Consider the following 17,495-nt stretch of genomic DNA (forward strand, 5'->3'; position numbering starts at 1 on the left):
TCCTACTAGGCTGGAATAACATATTTACTGAGCAAGCATGTATACAACACAACCAAGGATAGAAACACCACAGGAGGGTAGCCGAAATAACGTGACATTTTGAAATAATTTAATACGAAGACCGTAGCTAGCGCCAAGACCAAGCCCAGAGCAAAGTTTGCCAATATCGGTGGAAAATATATTCCGAGAAATGCAAGTTCATGCGGCATATGCACTCCTAAAAGCGCGGCTGCGCCCATTCTTCCCAGTCAATTTTTTGAGAAGCTGATAAATATTCCATCATCGCATTGGATACCCCTCTATTCCGTTCAAGCAACAGATATAATAATTCATTCTCCTTCTGAGAAATTGGCTGCCCTCTGTTTTCTGCATTCTTATTCACCCGTTCAATTGTTGTTTCAATACGCTCCAACCGACTTCTAAGGTGCTGCTGAAGGGTGTCTATTCGATAATCTGTAGATGTTATATTTCGCTCCAGTTGTGTAAAAAATTTTATTTTAACACGACGCCACTCATCAAGAAGTTGCAGAAGCTCCGGTGCAATCGTCACCTCTTGACCATTTTTCTGCGTCCTGTAGAGAGAAAAAAGAGCTTCTCCCAGCAACTCGAAGGAAAATATAACCTCGCCGACTTGTCCGCGAGGCACACGGATAATAGTACGGTCTAACCGCTCAGCAATACTAAGCATACTTTGCGGGAGCCGCGTAAAATTCTGCATGCACACCTTGAGGCGAAAACGATCCACTAGCGATAGTTTTCTTTTCACCTCATACGGCATCAACTCAAGTATTGTTACCGCGCTTCTAAAAAAACGCCGCCGTTTGCGTATAAAATGCAATTCCGCCACTGGATACGCCACAATATACAGCCCCATACTGGCGACAATGCCCGCTAACGTCATAGTCATTGCACTGTTGATGACAGTCTTAAAATCATACACTTGTACATTTGCAAACTTAGGAAACGACAGCCATGCAAGCAATAATGCCAATTTGAATAACGTTTGATCCGGCTTATTCAAAATAAAGTACACGAGAAATGTTACACAAAATATAAGCGTGCCTAGCTCATAATATGTCGTCAAAAACTGAAGCGTGCACACATAGACGACTGTGATAATAAGCGTTGCCAAGGCATACGATTTTGCATCCCGCAACGGGTCATGTGTTTTCACAAACACCGATATCAAAGAAAAGGCACCACCCAGCATTAGAAATTGCCCATTGTACAACCCGGGTGGATACCAGAAAAACCATATGAGAACAGCTACGGAAAACACCACCATGCTTTGAAGCGCAGTTATAAAGTACTCAAAATCTAATGGTAGCTCCCACGATACATTTGAGAGATACGATGTAGGAGGTTCCAGCGAGTTATCATGAAAAAAGCAATGGTAGTGCAATATTGAATGCACAAGGTGACCCATCTCATCAAATGCACACTGCACAACAATAATTTGTGCCTGCAAAAAATAGGGAAGCTTTGCAAATTCAGCCTCGTCCCGTTCAAGTTGTACAGGCTTCGGGTTACGCCGCAAGTGGTCAGCGTGTGCTCCATATTTCATAGCATGTAAACGAGTCTCAAGCTGCTTCACCTTCGTAGGTAATTCAGGCAAGCTCCTGCGCATAAATTCTTTTCGCAGCTCAGGCACAACCCATCCCCACCTGAGTTGTGCGCGAACTAGTTCTCGCGAATGCCGGATAAAAGCACGCCAATAATTTCTATGCTCCCAAACGGTAAAGGAATCAGTAACAGCAAAGCCCACCAGCTCTTCTATTTTATCAAGAGCACGTAATGCTTTTCTTTGCACGGCAAATACTTTTTTTCTATCTGTAGTTTCCTCTCGCCGCATTTGCTCCCGAAACAAATCTGAATGCAGAGAGGTCATGACAGTGACTTTTTCTTGAAGAATCGGCCATGCACTGCGACGCCATAAAAGTAATGTCACCGTTGAGTATACCGTCATTCCTAAACAAGTTTCTTCCAATCGAGCCAAGGCATATGCAAAGATATCATCACTATGCGGAAGTGACGTTGTAATAACAACAAGACACACAAATGAGATGGCAAAAAAGAAGTAGCCATTCACCTTGCACGCCTGCAAAAAATACATGCTGATGCCACAATAAAGAATAAGAACGGGAAACAAAAAAATGGGTTGCTGCGGAAAGATAGAAAAAATTGTAAGCGCCGCAATCCCGCCCACAAAGGTTCCGGGAATCCCAACCAGTACCCGTCTAAACGCCTGCCCTGTAGTTGAAAAACTCATCATCAATACAGCAAAAGCAGCCCAGTATGGTTGCTTAAAATCTAGATAAAACGCCAGCCCAATGGCAATACTCATAGATATGGCAGGCTTTACAGCATCAATAACGCGCAACTGGAAATCATGCGACATCGATCGCTCTCCCCAGTCATTAAATCTGTTCTTTATTGCTGCCAGTATCGTCATATAAGTTTCAACCTATGTGCCGCGCTGCCTCTGGAGAACAGCATACAATTGCGCCATGGTAACCAAACAGGCATAACCATCTACGTTTCCAGTACTAGTTAAACATACCTCCACCGACATACATGTTATTTGTCTGGGATCATTCATACATTGTCATGCCTCGCATCATTACAAAGCGCATAAAAAAACTCCCTTCAAATTCAGAAAGGAGTTTCTATTGTTATATTCGACAGGCATAACGCCCATGAATTTTTTGTAGCACATTCGTTCTAGAACTAGGCACTATTTGCTATCGAGATATATAACTTAGGCACGGCGCAAGATACGCCCTCGAACAAATGCGATTACAGGCTCAATTGCCTTAGGCGCTAGTAGCCACGATGTACAAGCATATAGCGCACAAAAAAGAGTTCCGCTGACAGCAAGAGATGCAAATGCACCAGTTAGAGGCTGGTCTTTCAGTAGCAGCGGGATTTGCTGCACAGTAAATATTGATGCCGCCATAGCAGGCACACATAAGACAGCTGAAAGCAAAAACATCCGAACAACACCTTTAAAGGCATCACCACCGAATCTATGTCTCCACACAGTGGATAACGCGACAGTATAGATGATGACCGACATTGTTCCCGCCAGAGCAACGCCCATGACACCGATTGTTTTTCCCAAATACCAGTAGACTGGAACAGCCAGCAACGACACTATACTCCCCACTACAGCAGGAGTGATCGTATCTTTATGAGCATAAAATGCTCGTCCTATCATTTGCTGCACTCCCCAGAATGCCACGGAAGCAAGCATAATCTGCAATAGCGGCGTAGCACCTAAGGTTTCCTGTGCGCCAAAGCTGCCCTGCTGGAAAATAAGCCGTAGTGTCGGCTCGGCAGCACTTATCATCCAAAACGAAAGCGGTACAATAAACAACATTGTATTCCGCAGTGCCCTACTTAGCGTTGCGTTAAATTCGTCTGTATCCCCCTTTGCAACCAAAGCGGCAAGGAAAGGATATGACGCAACACCTGCTGCTTGGGCAACAACGCCGACCGGAACAAGCATAATCCGGCGTGAGTAATTTAAAAGACTCACAGCGCCGTCACCAGTTAGGGAACCGAATATACGAACAAATTGCTCATCAAGCACAACAATCGACTGCCCGATCATCAAAGGCAACGCGAGAAGCACAAATTTTTTAAGTCCACGGTGATTCAGAGTGAAACGCCATTGCAACCCACCGCTGCGAACGGCTATGTACGGTAGCATAAAACTGCCGGACACAGCCCCGAACAGCACTCCCCAGCAAAAGCCTTCCATACCTTTATCAATCATAAGCAAACCGCCAACGATGATACTTGCGTTATACACAAGTGGAACAAGCGCAGGGACTAAAAACTGCTTACGCATATACAAAACACCGGACAAACATGACCCGAGAAGAAAGAAAATTTGTGCAGGAAGGATAATCCGCAAGAAGTAGGTAAGGCGAGTTAACGATGCTGCATCGAATCCCGGGGCTGCTATTTTTGCCAAATATGGTGCGCTAAGCCACGCAACACAGGTTCCGGCAGTTGCAACGACACCCACCCAGAACAGCACAGAGGACAAAAACGACCAGCCGTCTTTTTCATCCTTGCCAAAATATTCTGCAAGCAAGGGAATAAGAGTAATTGAGAAGTACCCGCCCGCAAGAAGATAATTCAGAAAATCAGGGATAACAAATGAAGCAAAATAGATATCTGATTCTATGGATGCCCCGTAATAAAAAGAGATCACCTTATCACGAATAAGCCCCATAAATCGCGACAGAAAAATGCTGGCAGCCATAATTACTGCTGCAACACCCATGTGCTGCCTGCCTGTTAAAAACGCCATATATGCGTCAGCTCCTTACATAAAAATCGTACAATAGCATCGCTGAACACGAGTAGCTATCTACACAAAACCAACCCACTCTACGTACTCCATAGAAGTTTGGATGACTACTCATGGCTCACTACTTATTTTTTTCGAAAAAGACAAAAAAGTTAAAACCCATTTAACTACCTATCTATTTTCACTAATACAAACGACCAATCTATCCCGCAACATATTGTAATAAAAGTAATATTAGCTTTTTCACATTTACTGCTTGACTTTATTCAAAGTTGGACCATACTAGATTCATACGCTCATGCAGAGGACACGAGGGATCTGGCCCAAAGACTGTCCGGCAACCTATACTACCACAGTAGTGCAAGGTGCTAAGCCAGCCGCTCCGTGCGGAAACCATGAGGCTGCTATACATACCCAGCCTCTCATTTGAGAGGCTTTTTTATTTACTTCAGGGCGGATTTTTAGCGATTGCGCGCCCTGCAAAACAATACAGCTAAGAGCTTTCCGGTGCATCCGGAGACAAGGAGATTGTTCATGTTAGCCTTTTTAACCCACTTTGCTGAAGCACCAAAAGCAAATATCGAATTTTTGTACCACGATTCATCCAGCCAACCTGCTCCTACACAGTACACAGATTTGCTGGAACTTTTAGGCGACATTAGAATGCTTCATCTCACGCAGGCTCAAAAAGAGGAACTGCGTAGAACTCTCCGCAACGATCTTGCTACAGGCGACATACACGAAATATGGCGCCACAGGGCACTCAGAAAAAATTTGATACACTCACTCGGTAGAATTGTATAACTGCCAAAAAGCGAACAATACACTCCCCATGCAATACAGGAGTGAGTCGTTAGCGATACGCATTGCAGCTTTTATATGTTGCTAAGCAATACATATTGAGTGTGGCTGAAACAATCGCAAAGCTTATTGGATACGCCACACCATTTCTCAACGAATAGTTTTCAATCAAAGTCAGGAGCTAACCACGTCATCATGTAGCTTCTGACTTTTTTCATCAGAACTTACTGCCACAAAACTCTACACATCCAGCAAATTGTTTCTTACTGATACGATCAGCACGCTACCTGAAGCTAGAAACCAAGTGAAGCTAACGCACTTTCAAGCTCTGCAAATGAATGAATCGTACGCATACGTGCTTTTTCTTTGCGCTCGTCCGAATGTAAATTAAGCCAGATACCGTTAATGCCCACCTCTGTTGCTCCCCAAATATCATCCATATAGCTGTCACCAACCATCACAACCCGCTCTGCTGGCAGCTGAAGATCGTGCAGCGCATACCGCCAAAATTCAGCCCAAGGCTTAGGACGACCTGCTCTACCAAAACTATATACAGCAGAAAAACACTGGCTAATTCCCATAGGCTCAAACGCTGCAAGCATGGCTTCGTCACCAGATTCTGAAGCATTGGTTGCCAGCGCTACCCGCCAACTTTTGCTCGCGTGCAACACTGCCTCTGCTGCACCATCCACAGCCGGAACTGAAGACCACACACCTTTACCTGCCAGATACACCGGCATGGTCTCCATCAGTGTTCCGCCCCAGTCAAAAAGTAACGCTCTATCAAACATAGGTTTCCTTTTCCTATTGGTATACTAAATAAAAAAACCCGAAGGCGTAATACGCCCTCGGGTAAATATATAGATGGAATAACGGCGACCTAGAACGGTACGTCGTCCATTCCACTAGCTTCAGATGGAAATGCGGGACCAAGATCTTCATTACCGGAATTATACTGCTGCTGTTGCGGCTGGAAATTGTTGTTCTGCTGCGGACGCGGAGCGTTGTTCTGCTGGTAGGAACGGCGTTCGCCGCCCTGCTGCTGCATTGCATCGCCTTTACGATCGAGGAACTGCACACGCTGTGCTTTAATTTCCGTAGTATAACGGGTCTGACCCTGCTGATCCTGCCACTGGCGGGTTTGCAGGCTGCCCTCAACATACACAAGGCTTCCTTTGCCAAGGTAGTTAGCGCAGTTCTCTGCCACACGCTGGAAGACAACCACGCGGTGCCATTCAGTACGTTCCTGTTTGTTGCCATCACGGTCTGTGTAGGATTCGTCTGTCGCCACGTTGAAGTTAGCGATAGGCGTACCATTACCCGCATAGCGCAACTCTGGGTCTGCACCAAGACGACCGATGATCATCACTTTATTCAGCATTATTGGGCTCCTTAAAAATTACTGTATCTACGATTCTTACTCGTTCGGTAAATCTTTTTCAAGGTCTGATAATGCGTCTTCAATTTTATCTGTAAGCTGGTTAGCTTTTTGCGGATTCCACTCGCTCAATGCTTGTTCAAGCTCCTGACGAAGCACAAAAATAACATCAAGCGGGTCTTTGGCATACGCCTTCAACTCATCTGACCAGTCTGCAAAGCGACACGCATCTACCAGAGTTTCGATCATCTCGATCACACCAGTCTTTGCGACATAACGCTGCTGCTCTTTAGGGAAAGCCAATTCATATAAACGAGGCCACTCCCGTTGAACTTCATCTTCTGAGTATGTGGACGCCCAAACGCGAACCTGCAAAACTTTACCCATGCTTACTCCTGCTCAGTCCATTCGGTCTGCACACGGACAACTACATCTTCAATAAGAGCAAGCTGATCCGGAGGACACACACCGATAAGTGCTGCACCAGCATCCACGTTTTCATTATGCTGGAAGTACACAGAGTAAATTACACCGTCAGGACCGGAGTAATTAAGTGGTGCTTCGCGTTTCATACGAGACATAATGAAAAGCTCCATGCCGTCGTGCACAGTAACACTTTGCGAACCGGAACTTTTAATCTTGCTATCCACATCCGGTGCAAAATAGTATTTTGCACGCTCTGGAGCTTCAAACAAGTACAATGCTTTTTTAAGAATAATTGCGAGAACTTCATCTTTAGAGAGGAAGTGGCGCAGGCGAACAAGCTCAGTACCTGCTTCAACAAATGTGCCTTCCAGCTCAGTGTGAATTTTCTCTACAACACCTTTTTGCGTTGCACGAATAATCTTATCGTTACGTTCACGCTGCAATGTTGCAAGCGGAGTACCCGGAATTTCATTCCAAGTACCGGTTGCACCAATAACGCGGTCGCCCTCTTTAATAGAACCAAAAGATACTACGCCGGTATGAGGAGCGGTAATAATCAGCTCTTCGTACGGAGAAGCTTTAATCTCTTCAAGAAGTTTGGAAATGTCGAGCATATAAAGCCTCCACTACCTGTAGTAAAGGTTACGGCCGCCCATAGTCATAAGCGCCTGCGATAAGTTGTGTCGTGCATCACGACGATCCCAGATACCCTGAATGTGACCGCGGCTGAGAGCCTTCTGGGCACGGTGGTAGTCTGGTGGAATATCCATACCGGTTGTCTCTTTAATTACGCCAGGACCAGCAAAACCGATATTAGAAGAGCGGATTGCGAACTGGTACGGAGAACAACCAAGGAAGCTTGCAAGTGGACCTGCATATGAATTGGTATCGTACAGAACGAGGTACAGACCACCAGCATCAATGTAACGACGTACAGCCATTGTACAACGTGGCATCTGGATTACACCGTTAACACCTTCCTGAATACGAATACCGGCAGTGCCGTGAACATAACTGATGAACGGGAAGCGTTTTTTCTTCGCACGCTCAGCAGCCTGAATGAACTTTTCGCCTTCAGCGGCACCAACTGTACCACCTCGGAATGGTGCGATAAGAGTAGCAACAACAACTTTTACATTGTTGATACGCGCCTCGAATGTCGTACAGGAAGACTTCAAGCCAGTTTTATTTTTTGCCTGCTCAAGCTTGAGGTCAAAGCCCTCAAAACCAAGCGGGTTGGCAGATTCAACTTCTGTGTTGAATTCAAAAATAGAACCCGGATCGAAGATGTTGTGCATGTACCACTGGTATTCCATTGGGAAATGGTGTCCACAGCTGTTACATACACCAGCATATTCGCCAAAAAGGTCTGGTGCCCACAGATCCTGACAGCCATGTGTGTCAGCATTCGGACATGTGATAGCACGGTCATCCTTAGCGCGTGGAGAAATGTAGCTCCACTGCCCTTTGCCCTGATCTTCCTCGTCCCACTGAGAAAGCATAGTAAGCTCTTTCTCTTTGTCGGCTTTGGAAGTGTTGGCAGGAATTGCCTTGGTGATTTTTTTCCAAGGAGCTTTCACCTTGTCCATAAGAACACGGGCTTCCGCGTCCACTTCTTCTACTGCGTACATCAGTTTTTTCTGATGTGAACGCCACAGGTCATACTTGAAGTAGGAGTAGGTATCCCACCCTTTTTCAACAAACCATGCAGCGACGCGGCGGTGAACCGGACGACGGTCAATAAATGCGGATTTGGAAAGTTTATTAAACTTCGCGTGACGCTTGGCGATAAGACGAGCACGAGCTTTTTTGCTCAAGCTCCAGCGTACATGAATGTTTTCAAGATCAAGATCTTCAATAGACTTACCTTTGCGACGACGCAGCGCCATTGCACGGAAAGGAGAAAAGCCTTTCACGTTCAATACAACTTCGTCAGTTGCGCGGATAACTTCCTGACGCAAGCTACGGAAGAACTCGTAATGGTACGGACGCGCACCAAGTGGCGGTTCCTGAACCTTATGGTCTACATAGCCCATACGCACGTTGTCATCAGCAGTAATTTTCAGCTGATGTGCGCATTTCTCAACAAGTTCAGAGCCTGCACGTTCTCCACCACGAACGCGACCTTCAATAGCTGCCGCACCTTCTGGTGAAATAACGGAATAATACCCGTGAGAAAGCATCAAACGGCTGTCGGCAAGACCGATAGCCTCTGCACCACCTGAGCCGCCTTCAGAAAAGATTGCGACAACAGGCACGCTAAGAGCTGCCATTTCGTACAGGTTTTTCGCAATTTGTTGCGCTGCGCCAGGAGCGTCTTCAACAGGGAAAGAACCCGGAGTAAAGACAAAAGTATGCACAGGAATATTCTCGGTTTCTGCAACCTTCATGTAGTGCAACGCCTTTGCGTTACCCCAAGGTTTAACAGAACCACCATTGCGGAATTCTTCGCCGTGCCCTTTTTCCTGACCGATAACCATCACTGGCTGGTGATATACACGTTTGCCACTGCGACGGGTAATGTATGCACGCGCAATCAACATTGAAGGGTCAATGCTGTTTTCGTCTTTACCACCGATTTCTGTGTAGTTATCGTATACGTTTTCTAAAATATCGCGAAGACAAATACGCTGAGAGTGGCGTACAATGCGTACCTTGTCCATCGCGGTCAATTCGTTTTCAAGATTACGTTCTACAAACCCAAAAAGGTCTTCCAACGTCACAAGAGCTGCAAACTTGTCTTCAGTAGACAAGCCGTTCTCGCGCTGTATGAACTCTTCAAGTTTGGATTCAAGCAGACGGATATTTTCCTGCTGCTTATCACCGAAGATGTCTTTGATGTACGTAAGACGTTCGGTTAAATGCTGTGTTCTCTTTTCGGTATCCATATAGTCTCCCCCGCGCCGCTAGGCGGGGTTGATAATGCTTTATTGAGCGTTCCGGCTGCTGTGCTAAAACTCAAGAATTATGTCAGTTTTAGTCCGCAGGAAATTAACATTGGACTTGAGTGACTCGCCACCCTGATTGCGACCTGTAAGACGCAGTTCATCCAAGAATTTCTTACCGTTAATTTTAACCTCAGACAGATCTTTGCCCCAAATAATAGCAAGGGCAAGGTTCGGATCAAACTCGGTTGGAATGTCATACGCAACGTCTGTAGGAACGTGTGTATGCATAGCAAGCCAATCGTGTTTATCCCAGCCAAAGTCTTCAATGCAACCAACCCAAGGAGTAAATTTCATCTCAGGGTTTTCTGCAATAAGACGGTACTCAATGCCGACACCTTCGAAGGTAACAGCATCCTGACTGTATCCAAGAGGTTCACCTAAACCAACTCGAATCTGCTCTGCAATAAGGTCAACACCAGCCTCACCGTTAACGCGGGAAATCATGGCGGAAACACCGTTTTCAACCTGAATACGAGTGTTTACTTCCATAAGGAACGGGCGACCGTCGCGGGTCACAATCCATTCCCAAGTACCTACGTTGTCATAACCAACCTTGCGCGCCATAGCGAGTGAGTATTCGGTAATATCGTCCAGAACTTTCTGGGCGTCGAATGTGTAGTTAATGGAGCTTGGGTCAAAACCCGGCGCAATTTCAAGGCGTTTCTGAAGACCGGTAGACTGGATAGAGCAGTTACGTGTGCCGAAATGTACTGGATTTTTTCCTGTACGGTCGGACACAATCTGTACTTCCAAGTGGTTGAAGTCTTTAATGCGTTGTTCAATAAGAACACCTTCGTCACTAAAATGACGAAGGGAATAACTACGGATACGACGGTATACAGATTTAAAGAGGTCAATATCATATACCTCTTCAATACCCATACCACCGCCACCTGCGGATGCTTTTACCAGTACCATAGGGCGTTCAATACCCTGTTCTTCCTGAAATTCGAAAAGTTGACGAGCAATCTTTTCTGCTTCAAGTTCATCATACACAGGGCGGTCAGACCCCGGTACTGTAGGTACTTCCAAGCTTCGAGCAAGACGTTTTGTATTAATTTTATCGCCCAGTTCACGAATAATTCTCCATGATGGTCCGATAAATATCAGTTTATTTTCGCGTTGTGTTACACGGCGAGCAAAGCGATAGTCTTCTGCAAAAAAACCGTAACCGGGATGAATAGCAGTCGCACCTGACTCATCCGCTACAGCTAACAGTTCGTTTGCGTCTTGATAAGAAGAAACACGGTACAGGCTTTTTTCGCCTCCGTGTTCTTTAGCCATACGAACATGGCCGGAAGCACTATCTTCTGCAGTGTAAACACAGACAAAACCTAATCCAAGCTTTTGACAAGCCTGCATGATACGGATGGCAATTTCCCCTCTGTTTGCCACCAGCACCTTGTGGTTTGTATTCTGCACGTATTACCCTCGATTTTGTGCAGCCTATTTGGCTGCATCTTTTTCTTTTTTCTTAGCGATCATTCGCTTTTGTAACTCAAGCACGAGCCTGTCCAGCCGTGCTTCCTGTCTACGATCAAGAGTGCGGAAATCGCAGCCAATTATCCCGTTGTCAAGAATTCTGACCACTCGACAGGTTAGGTCGGAAAGGTACGCCTTTCCTGCCACCTGAATGGAAATGGAGTGCTCAGCGCCCTCTTTTAAGAATAGTGACTCAGTTTTTATCGCGAACCCTGTTACACTGACGTCCAGAATATCGCAAGTCACATTTTTCTCTTCAAAGGCCACTGAAATGCCGTAAGCCTTTGCTCTAAAAGCTCTACGGCGCTCATTACTCGTTGGCATAGTAAATTCAAGGTCACTCATCGCTACTTGCCTACCCGTCTTTCAAAAACAAATTCAACTCTTCTATTCTGCGCTCTATTTGCTTCATTAATATTTGGCATGATCGGATCAAGATCAGCAAGCCCTGTTGCTGTTAATCGTTGAGGCTCGATACCATGCTCAATATAGTAGCGCAGAACATTGACCGCACGCAATGCTGATATTTCCCAGTTATCTCTGTATCGGCTTGAAGCACTTGGCTGCAAGTCATCAGTGTATCCTTTAATGTTGATAACCTGAGTTTTGTTTTTCAAAAACAACTGGCGCATTTGTTCTAATAATTTAATGCCATCACGCCGCAAAGTAACCTTTCCGTTTTCAAACATAGCGACAGATGGAAGTCGTAACGTAATAACCCCTTCATCAAAAACAGCCCCGATCTGCCCTTCTAACCCTTTCTGGTTGAGGTATGTTCGCATATCGGAATACACTTGCCGCTGTGCTTCAATAAGCTGTTTCTGTAACCGGACAGATTCTAAAATAGCGGTGTCATCTTGTCTGACTGGTGATGTAAGCAGGTTCTGGTCATCACCACCAAATACTTGCCGGACAGTTAAAAAAGAGTCCGTAAACTGTTTCTGGTCAATGACTGACATAGAAAACAGCAATACAAAGAAGGCAAGCAGCAAGGTTACAATATCCGCAAAGGTTGTAAGCCAACCATTGCCTTCTAACTCCTCGCCAATATCATCTTCCATTGCATAATCATCTCTATCGTCGAACATCTTTTCTGTCCTCCGGAGAGATAAAGGAACTTAATTTTTCGTATACTAAACGAGGGTTGTTGTTTTCGAGAATACACTTTGCACCCTCAAAGATAACATTCAGCTGAATTTCTTCCTGAAGAGTTCTGGCTTTAAGCTTACCAGCCATTGGAAGGAAAAGAAGGTTGGCTAACAGCGCACCATAAAAAGTTGTAAGCAACGCAACAGCCATTGCAGGTCCGATACTTGTAGGATCATCAAGGTGTGCCAGCATCTGAACAAGACCGATCAGAGTACCAATCATCCCGAATGCTGGTGCGACAGCTCCAAGCCGGTTAAAAACCGCAATTGCGATATTCTGTCTACGCTTCATGGACAGAATTTCGATTTTCAGCGTGTCATGAATAATGTCCGGATCTGCATTGTCTGCAATAAGCTGACATGCTTTTTTCAGCAGTGGACTTTCTGTTTTAATATTTTCCAGAGCAATAAGCCCTTCGCGGCGGCTGATTTCCGCAATACGAACCATAGTGTTCACAACCTCTGAAACCTTAGTACGGCGAGACGCGAACACCTTTACAACACTTCCAATAGCAAATGCCACTTCTTCCAATGGAAATGTTACAAAAATAGCAGCACCTGATCCACCAAGTACAATCATTGCACCCGGTATGTTAATAAAGTCACCAACACTTCCCCCCATAAAAATGGCGCCAGAGACAAGAGCAAAACCAACAACGACCCCGAGAAGAGTTGCAATATCCATATATTAAACCTATGTAACAGGCGGGTTCGTATAATTTATCACGGTATGTGATTGCAGCATGCTCCGTCAAACCCTTTACGGGGCACTTCTTCCTACAATCTATCAATAGGTATAGCAGGTTATGCAAAGTTTAAATAAAGTACATAACGCCGTACAGTCAATCAAAGAGCTTGCAAAAAACGATTTTTATCCACAAATCGGCATTGCGCTCGGCACAGGTCTTGGTGATTTTATAAACGAAATAGCTATAACCGAGACCATTTCCTATGACGACATTGTCGACTTCCCGCATTCAACAGTAAAATCGCATGCAGGACAGTTTGTTTTCGGCACAATTGCCAATGTACCTGTAGTCGTTCAACAGGGAAGAAACCACCTGTACGAGGGCTACTCTCCTGCTGAAGTAAGCATGGGTGTACGAGTTATGGCGCAGCTTGGCATCACGACATATATTGCAACCAATGCTGCTGGCTGTCTTGTTCCCCAATGGGATGCAGGCAGCCTGATGGCGATTACTGACCATATTAACTTTACAGGCCGTACACCGCTTTCCGGAAACAACGTTGACGAATGGGGACCACGTTTTCCTGATATGAGTCAGGCATACGATCCGCAGCTTATTGCCTGTGCAATGGAAGAAGCTGCCAAGCTCGGTATCCGCCTCGAACGTGGAATCTACGCCGGAGTACACGGTCCGCAGATGGAAACACCTGCTGAAACCCGAATGTACAAACATCTCGGAGCTGATGCCGTAGGCATGTCTACCGTAATGGAAGTTATTGCCGCGCGCCATCTCGGGCTAAAAGTTCTTGGCATATCCTGCCTGACAAACAAGAACCTTCCCGATTGTATGGAAGACGTACCACTGGATGAAATTATCCGCACAGCAAACAAAGCGGGTGCCAACCTCTCTGCGCTTTTGCAGGCAATTATCGCCAAACAGTGCTAACATCGCCCGCCCCCTGTCTACTTCGGTAACGAGTGTCAGCACCGGATACATCTCATTCCTCACACTACTTATCGGAACATCCTTGCATTTCATTAGCATGATGAACTCAAGCTAAAAAAGCATCGCAAAGTCGTTTTTTCTACCGGCTTTGCGATGCTCTATTGGGTGTAATCATCACTCGTTACATATTCTGAAGACTTACAAACACCAATCTGAGTGCTTGCCCTTTCCCGCACTTGGGTATATGCCACCGACACAACGCATAACCGCGAAAGTTTTCCCTGCCGCGACAAGCAGCAACGAAAAGACTTTTGCATTATATAAGGAATTATCTGTGACTCAGACTACTCATAACGATGCAATTCGTAACGTTGCGATCATCGCGCACGTTGACCACGGCAAAACCACTCTTGTTGACGCAATGTTCAAACAGGGCGGCATCTTCCGCGCCAATCAGGAAGTTGATGACCGTGTAATGGACAGCATGGATCTTGAACGCGAACGCGGTATTACTATCGCAGCAAAAAACTGTGCTGTATCTTGGAACAATACAAAAATTAACATCATCGACACCCCGGGTCACGCCGACTTCGGTGGTGAAGTTGAACGTTCTCTTACAATGGCTGACGGTGCTATCCTGCTGGTAGACGCATCAGAAGGCCCACTCCCGCAGACTCGTTTCGTACTCAAAAAGACTCTGGAAGCTGGTCTTAAAGTTATTGTTGTTATCAACAAAATTGACCGCCCTGATGCTCGCATCACCGAAGTACTTGATGAAGTATACGACCTGTTCATCGACCTTGAAGCAAACGACGAGCAGCTTGAGTTCCCTGTTCTGTATGCAATTGGTCGTGACGGTGTTGCAATGACTGGACCGGATGAAGAACAGAAAGACCTTACTCCACTGTTCGAAACTATCCTTTCCGAAGTTCCTGGTCCTAAACACGACCCTGAACAGCCGTTCCAGATGCTCGTAGCAGATTTGTCATACTCCGATTACCTTGGTCGTCTTGCAGTTGGTCGTGTTTTCCACGGTAGCATCCAGAGTAATGACCAGCTCGCATGTATCGGCATTGACAACGAACCGCGTAGCCTGCGTGTTTCTAAAATTCAGACATACGAAGGGTTGAAGCTTGCTGAAGCAAGTGTAGCTCTTCCGGGTGATATCGTTGTTATCTCCGGTATCGAAGATGTAAAGATCGGCGACACAATCTGTACTAAAGAAGCTCCAAAAGCACTGACACGCATCAACGTAGACGAACCTACCGTTTCCATGCGTTTCAGCATTAACTCTTCTCCACTTGCTGGCACCGAAGGCAAGCACGTACAGTCCAGTAAAATCCGTGAACGTCTCAACCGCGAAACTATGCTTAACGTAGCTATCCGTGTTGAAGACAGTGAAGAGCGCGACAGCTTTATTGTTAAAGGTCGCGGTGAATTCCAGATGGCAATTCTTGTTGAACAGATGCGCCGTGAAGGCTTTGAGCTTACCATTGGTCGTCCTGAAGTTATCTTCAAAGAGATCGACGGAACACTCTCTGAGCCAATGGAAAAACTGTTCATCGACTGTGACGACGTTTTCATGGGTGTTGTAACTGAAAAACTTTCTGCACGAAAAGGTCGCATGACCAACCTCGTAAACAACGGTACCGGTCGCGTTCGTATGGAATTCACAATTCCTTCCCGTGGTCTTATCGGTTACCGCGACGAGTTCCTCACTGATACCAAAGGTACTGGCATCATGAACTCTCTCTTTGATGGTTACGAAGAGTACCGTGGCGAGTTCCCTACCCGTCACACAGGTTCCCTCGTTTGTGACCGCTCAGGTCAGTCCGTTGCCTACGCTCTCTTCAACCTTGAGCCACGCGGCGAAATTTTCATCGATGCAGGTCTGCCAGTATACGAAGGTATGGTTATTGGCGAACACAACCGTGACAACGACCTTGATGTAAACCCATGTAAGGGTAAAAAACTCACCAACGTTCGTGCTTCCGGTAAAGATGATGCTGTTGTTCTTACTCCTGTTCGCCCAATGACTCTTGAGCGTGCTATCCACTTCATCACTGAAGATGAATGTGTAGAGGTAACACCAGAATCCATCCGTCTGCGTAAGAATATTCTCTCCGCACAGAACCGTCACCGTCTCGCTGGCAGAAAGAAAAAAGCCGCAGAAGGTAAATAGCATTCCACAAACTACCTGCTGATACAGACAGCAGATAGATATTGTAACGACTAAACGCCGCGGGATATTCTCTTTAAGAACATTCCGCGGCGTTTCTTTTTTTCTGATTGCGCAACAAAGTAATTTCAGATGACAGCTCACCTATTCACACAGGGCAACAGAACAAATAGCTAGTACGTTAGTACCAACCAAATACCTGCCCTAAAAATTCTACCGCTCGAATTTCTGACCAGTAATAATCATCATCCGAAATACGGACAAACCCGATATGACCACCTTCAGCAGGGGTTTCGAGGTAGAGATTTTTACTGCGATGCGCCTGCCCTGTCGGATAGCAAGTGGGACAAAGAAACGGGTCGTTGCGCGCGTTCATTAACAATGTCGGGATTCGAACCCGATCGAGAAATTGCACACTGGAGCTTTTTTTCCAGTACTCCATCGCATCTTTGTATCCATACCACGGTGCTGTATACGTTTCGTCGAAGTCTCGAAAGGTCTTCACTTCATTCAAACGTGTCACATCAACCCGTTCAGGAAACAGCTCATGCTTTTGCAACATTTTCTCTTTAAGGGTTCGCATAAAATTTTTCAAATAAATTGCATTGGAAGACTTATCCATAGCCTTCGCCGCTCCCACAAGATCGCAAGGTACAGAAAATACCACAGACGCCTGAATATTGGGATGCACGATTTCATCAGGGTCACCCAAATATTTAAGAATCTGATTCCCTCCCATACTGAACCCTATGAGAACAATTTCTTCATACCCTCTTCCTGCACAAAAATTCACGACTGATTTTAAATCTTCTGTCGAGCCGCTATTGTACATATGTAATGTTCTGTTAAGCGACCCGCTGCATCCCCTAAAATTCCATGCAACGGCATCCCACCCCGCCTTGAGCAGTGCTCGAACCATACCTTTCACATATGAGCGCTTAGAGTTTCCTTCCAGACCATGAGAAATTATCGCAAGACGCTTTTGCGGATATCCCGGCATAACGTAATGAAAATCTATATCTAAAAAATCATTATCAGGAGTAGTAATCCGTTGAACAGCACTGGCGGGTACTTCAAGTGTTCTGAAAAACGCAGGATACAACGTTTGCGCGTGTCCGCCGGGTAAAAAAAACGGAGCCGGATACAGCGTATTTTCATAAATCGGCATAGTGTTCACC

General features: G+C 45.7%; 16 protein-coding genes and 1 riboswitch. Of the genes, 3 read left to right on the forward strand and 13 right to left on the reverse strand.

The window, feature by feature from the left end:
• Positions 1-5: 5 nt before the first annotated feature.
• The 3 genes from N4A56_RS07520 to murJ form a co-directional block, all read right to left on the reverse strand.
• Complete coding sequence (locus N4A56_RS07520) at positions 6-239, reverse strand: DUF1656 domain-containing protein (protein WP_366519902.1); 234 nt, start codon at positions 237-239, stop codon at positions 6-8.
• Positions 218-2,398 (reverse strand): FUSC family protein, encoded by a 2,181-nt coding sequence (locus tag N4A56_RS07525; protein WP_295546222.1) that lies wholly within the window; start codon positions 2,396-2,398, stop codon positions 218-220. The genes N4A56_RS07520 and N4A56_RS07525 overlap by 22 nt, the downstream gene beginning before the upstream one ends.
• A gap of 360 nt (positions 2,399-2,758) precedes the next feature.
• Positions 2,759-4,321, reverse strand: coding sequence for a murein biosynthesis integral membrane protein MurJ (gene murJ, locus N4A56_RS07530; protein WP_295546224.1), 1,563 nt, complete (start codon positions 4,319-4,321; stop codon positions 2,759-2,761).
• A gap of 293 nt (positions 4,322-4,614) precedes the next feature.
• Positions 4,615-4,723: riboswitch (SAM riboswitch) on the forward strand.
• Positions 4,724-4,855: 132 nt separating this feature from the next.
• Here murJ and N4A56_RS07535 point away from each other — a divergent pair.
• Positions 4,856-5,125, forward strand: coding sequence for a hypothetical protein (locus N4A56_RS07535; protein WP_295546227.1), 270 nt, complete (start codon positions 4,856-4,858; stop codon positions 5,123-5,125).
• Between the two features lie 290 nt (positions 5,126-5,415).
• On the opposite strand, the gene N4A56_RS07540 is transcribed toward N4A56_RS07535, so the two are convergent.
• The 9 genes from N4A56_RS07540 to N4A56_RS07580 all read right to left on the reverse strand — a co-directional run bounded on the left by N4A56_RS07540 (position 5,416) and on the right by N4A56_RS07580 (position 13,189).
• Positions 5,416-5,913, reverse strand: a complete 498-nt coding sequence (locus N4A56_RS07540) for an HAD family hydrolase (RefSeq protein WP_295546229.1) — start codon at positions 5,911-5,913, stop codon at positions 5,416-5,418.
• A gap of 89 nt (positions 5,914-6,002) precedes the next feature.
• Positions 6,003-6,503: a single-stranded DNA-binding protein gene (locus N4A56_RS07545; RefSeq protein ID WP_293671482.1), complete on the reverse strand. Its 501-nt coding sequence runs from the start codon at positions 6,501-6,503 to the stop codon at positions 6,003-6,005.
• 36 nt (positions 6,504-6,539) lie between these two features.
• Positions 6,540-6,887 (reverse strand): hypothetical protein, encoded by a 348-nt coding sequence (locus N4A56_RS07550; RefSeq protein ID WP_293671484.1) that lies wholly within the window; start codon positions 6,885-6,887, stop codon positions 6,540-6,542.
• Between the two features lie 2 nt (positions 6,888-6,889).
• Entirely contained in the window at positions 6,890-7,540 is a 651-nt protein-coding gene (locus N4A56_RS07555; RefSeq protein WP_293671486.1) for a biotin attachment protein, read from the reverse strand.
• Positions 7,541-7,552: 12 nt separating this feature from the next.
• A complete protein-coding gene (locus N4A56_RS07560) occupies positions 7,553-9,814 on the reverse strand; it encodes a carboxyl transferase domain-containing protein (protein WP_293671488.1) in 2,262 nt (753 codons plus the stop codon).
• 63 nt (positions 9,815-9,877) lie between these two features.
• A complete protein-coding gene (locus tag N4A56_RS07565; protein ID WP_293671490.1) occupies positions 9,878-11,296 on the reverse strand; it encodes a biotin carboxylase N-terminal domain-containing protein in 1,419 nt (472 codons plus the stop codon).
• Positions 11,297-11,320: 24 nt separating this feature from the next.
• On the reverse strand, positions 11,321-11,701 hold the full coding sequence (locus N4A56_RS07570; protein WP_293671492.1) for a PilZ domain-containing protein: 381 nt from the start codon (positions 11,699-11,701) through the stop codon (positions 11,321-11,323).
• A 2-nt stretch (positions 11,702-11,703) separates the two neighbouring features.
• A complete protein-coding gene (locus N4A56_RS07575; protein WP_295546233.1) occupies positions 11,704-12,444 on the reverse strand; it encodes a flagellar motor protein MotB in 741 nt (246 codons plus the stop codon).
• Positions 12,431-13,189: a motility protein A gene (locus N4A56_RS07580; protein ID WP_293671495.1), complete on the reverse strand. Its 759-nt coding sequence runs from the start codon at positions 13,187-13,189 to the stop codon at positions 12,431-12,433. The genes N4A56_RS07575 and N4A56_RS07580 overlap by 14 nt, the downstream gene beginning before the upstream one ends.
• 121 nt (positions 13,190-13,310) lie before the next feature.
• On the opposite strand from N4A56_RS07580, the gene N4A56_RS07585 reads away from it, so the two are divergent.
• A complete protein-coding gene (locus N4A56_RS07585; protein WP_295546236.1) occupies positions 13,311-14,138 on the forward strand; it encodes a purine-nucleoside phosphorylase in 828 nt (275 codons plus the stop codon).
• A 334-nt stretch (positions 14,139-14,472) separates the two neighbouring features.
• Complete coding sequence (gene typA, locus N4A56_RS07590; RefSeq protein ID WP_295546238.1) at positions 14,473-16,320, forward strand: translational GTPase TypA; 1,848 nt, start codon at positions 14,473-14,475, stop codon at positions 16,318-16,320.
• A 178-nt stretch (positions 16,321-16,498) separates the two neighbouring features.
• On the opposite strand, the gene N4A56_RS07595 is transcribed toward typA, so the two are convergent.
• The gene (locus tag N4A56_RS07595) at positions 16,499-17,485 is read right to left on the reverse strand and encodes an alpha/beta fold hydrolase (protein WP_295546240.1); all 987 of its coding nucleotides are present in this window, start codon (positions 17,483-17,485) and stop codon (positions 16,499-16,501) included.
• Between the last annotated feature and the right edge of the window lie 10 nt (positions 17,486-17,495).

The organism is Halodesulfovibrio sp. (assembly GCF_025210605.1).
In the GTDB taxonomy this organism is placed as follows: domain Bacteria; phylum Desulfobacterota; class Desulfovibrionia; order Desulfovibrionales; family Desulfovibrionaceae; genus Halodesulfovibrio.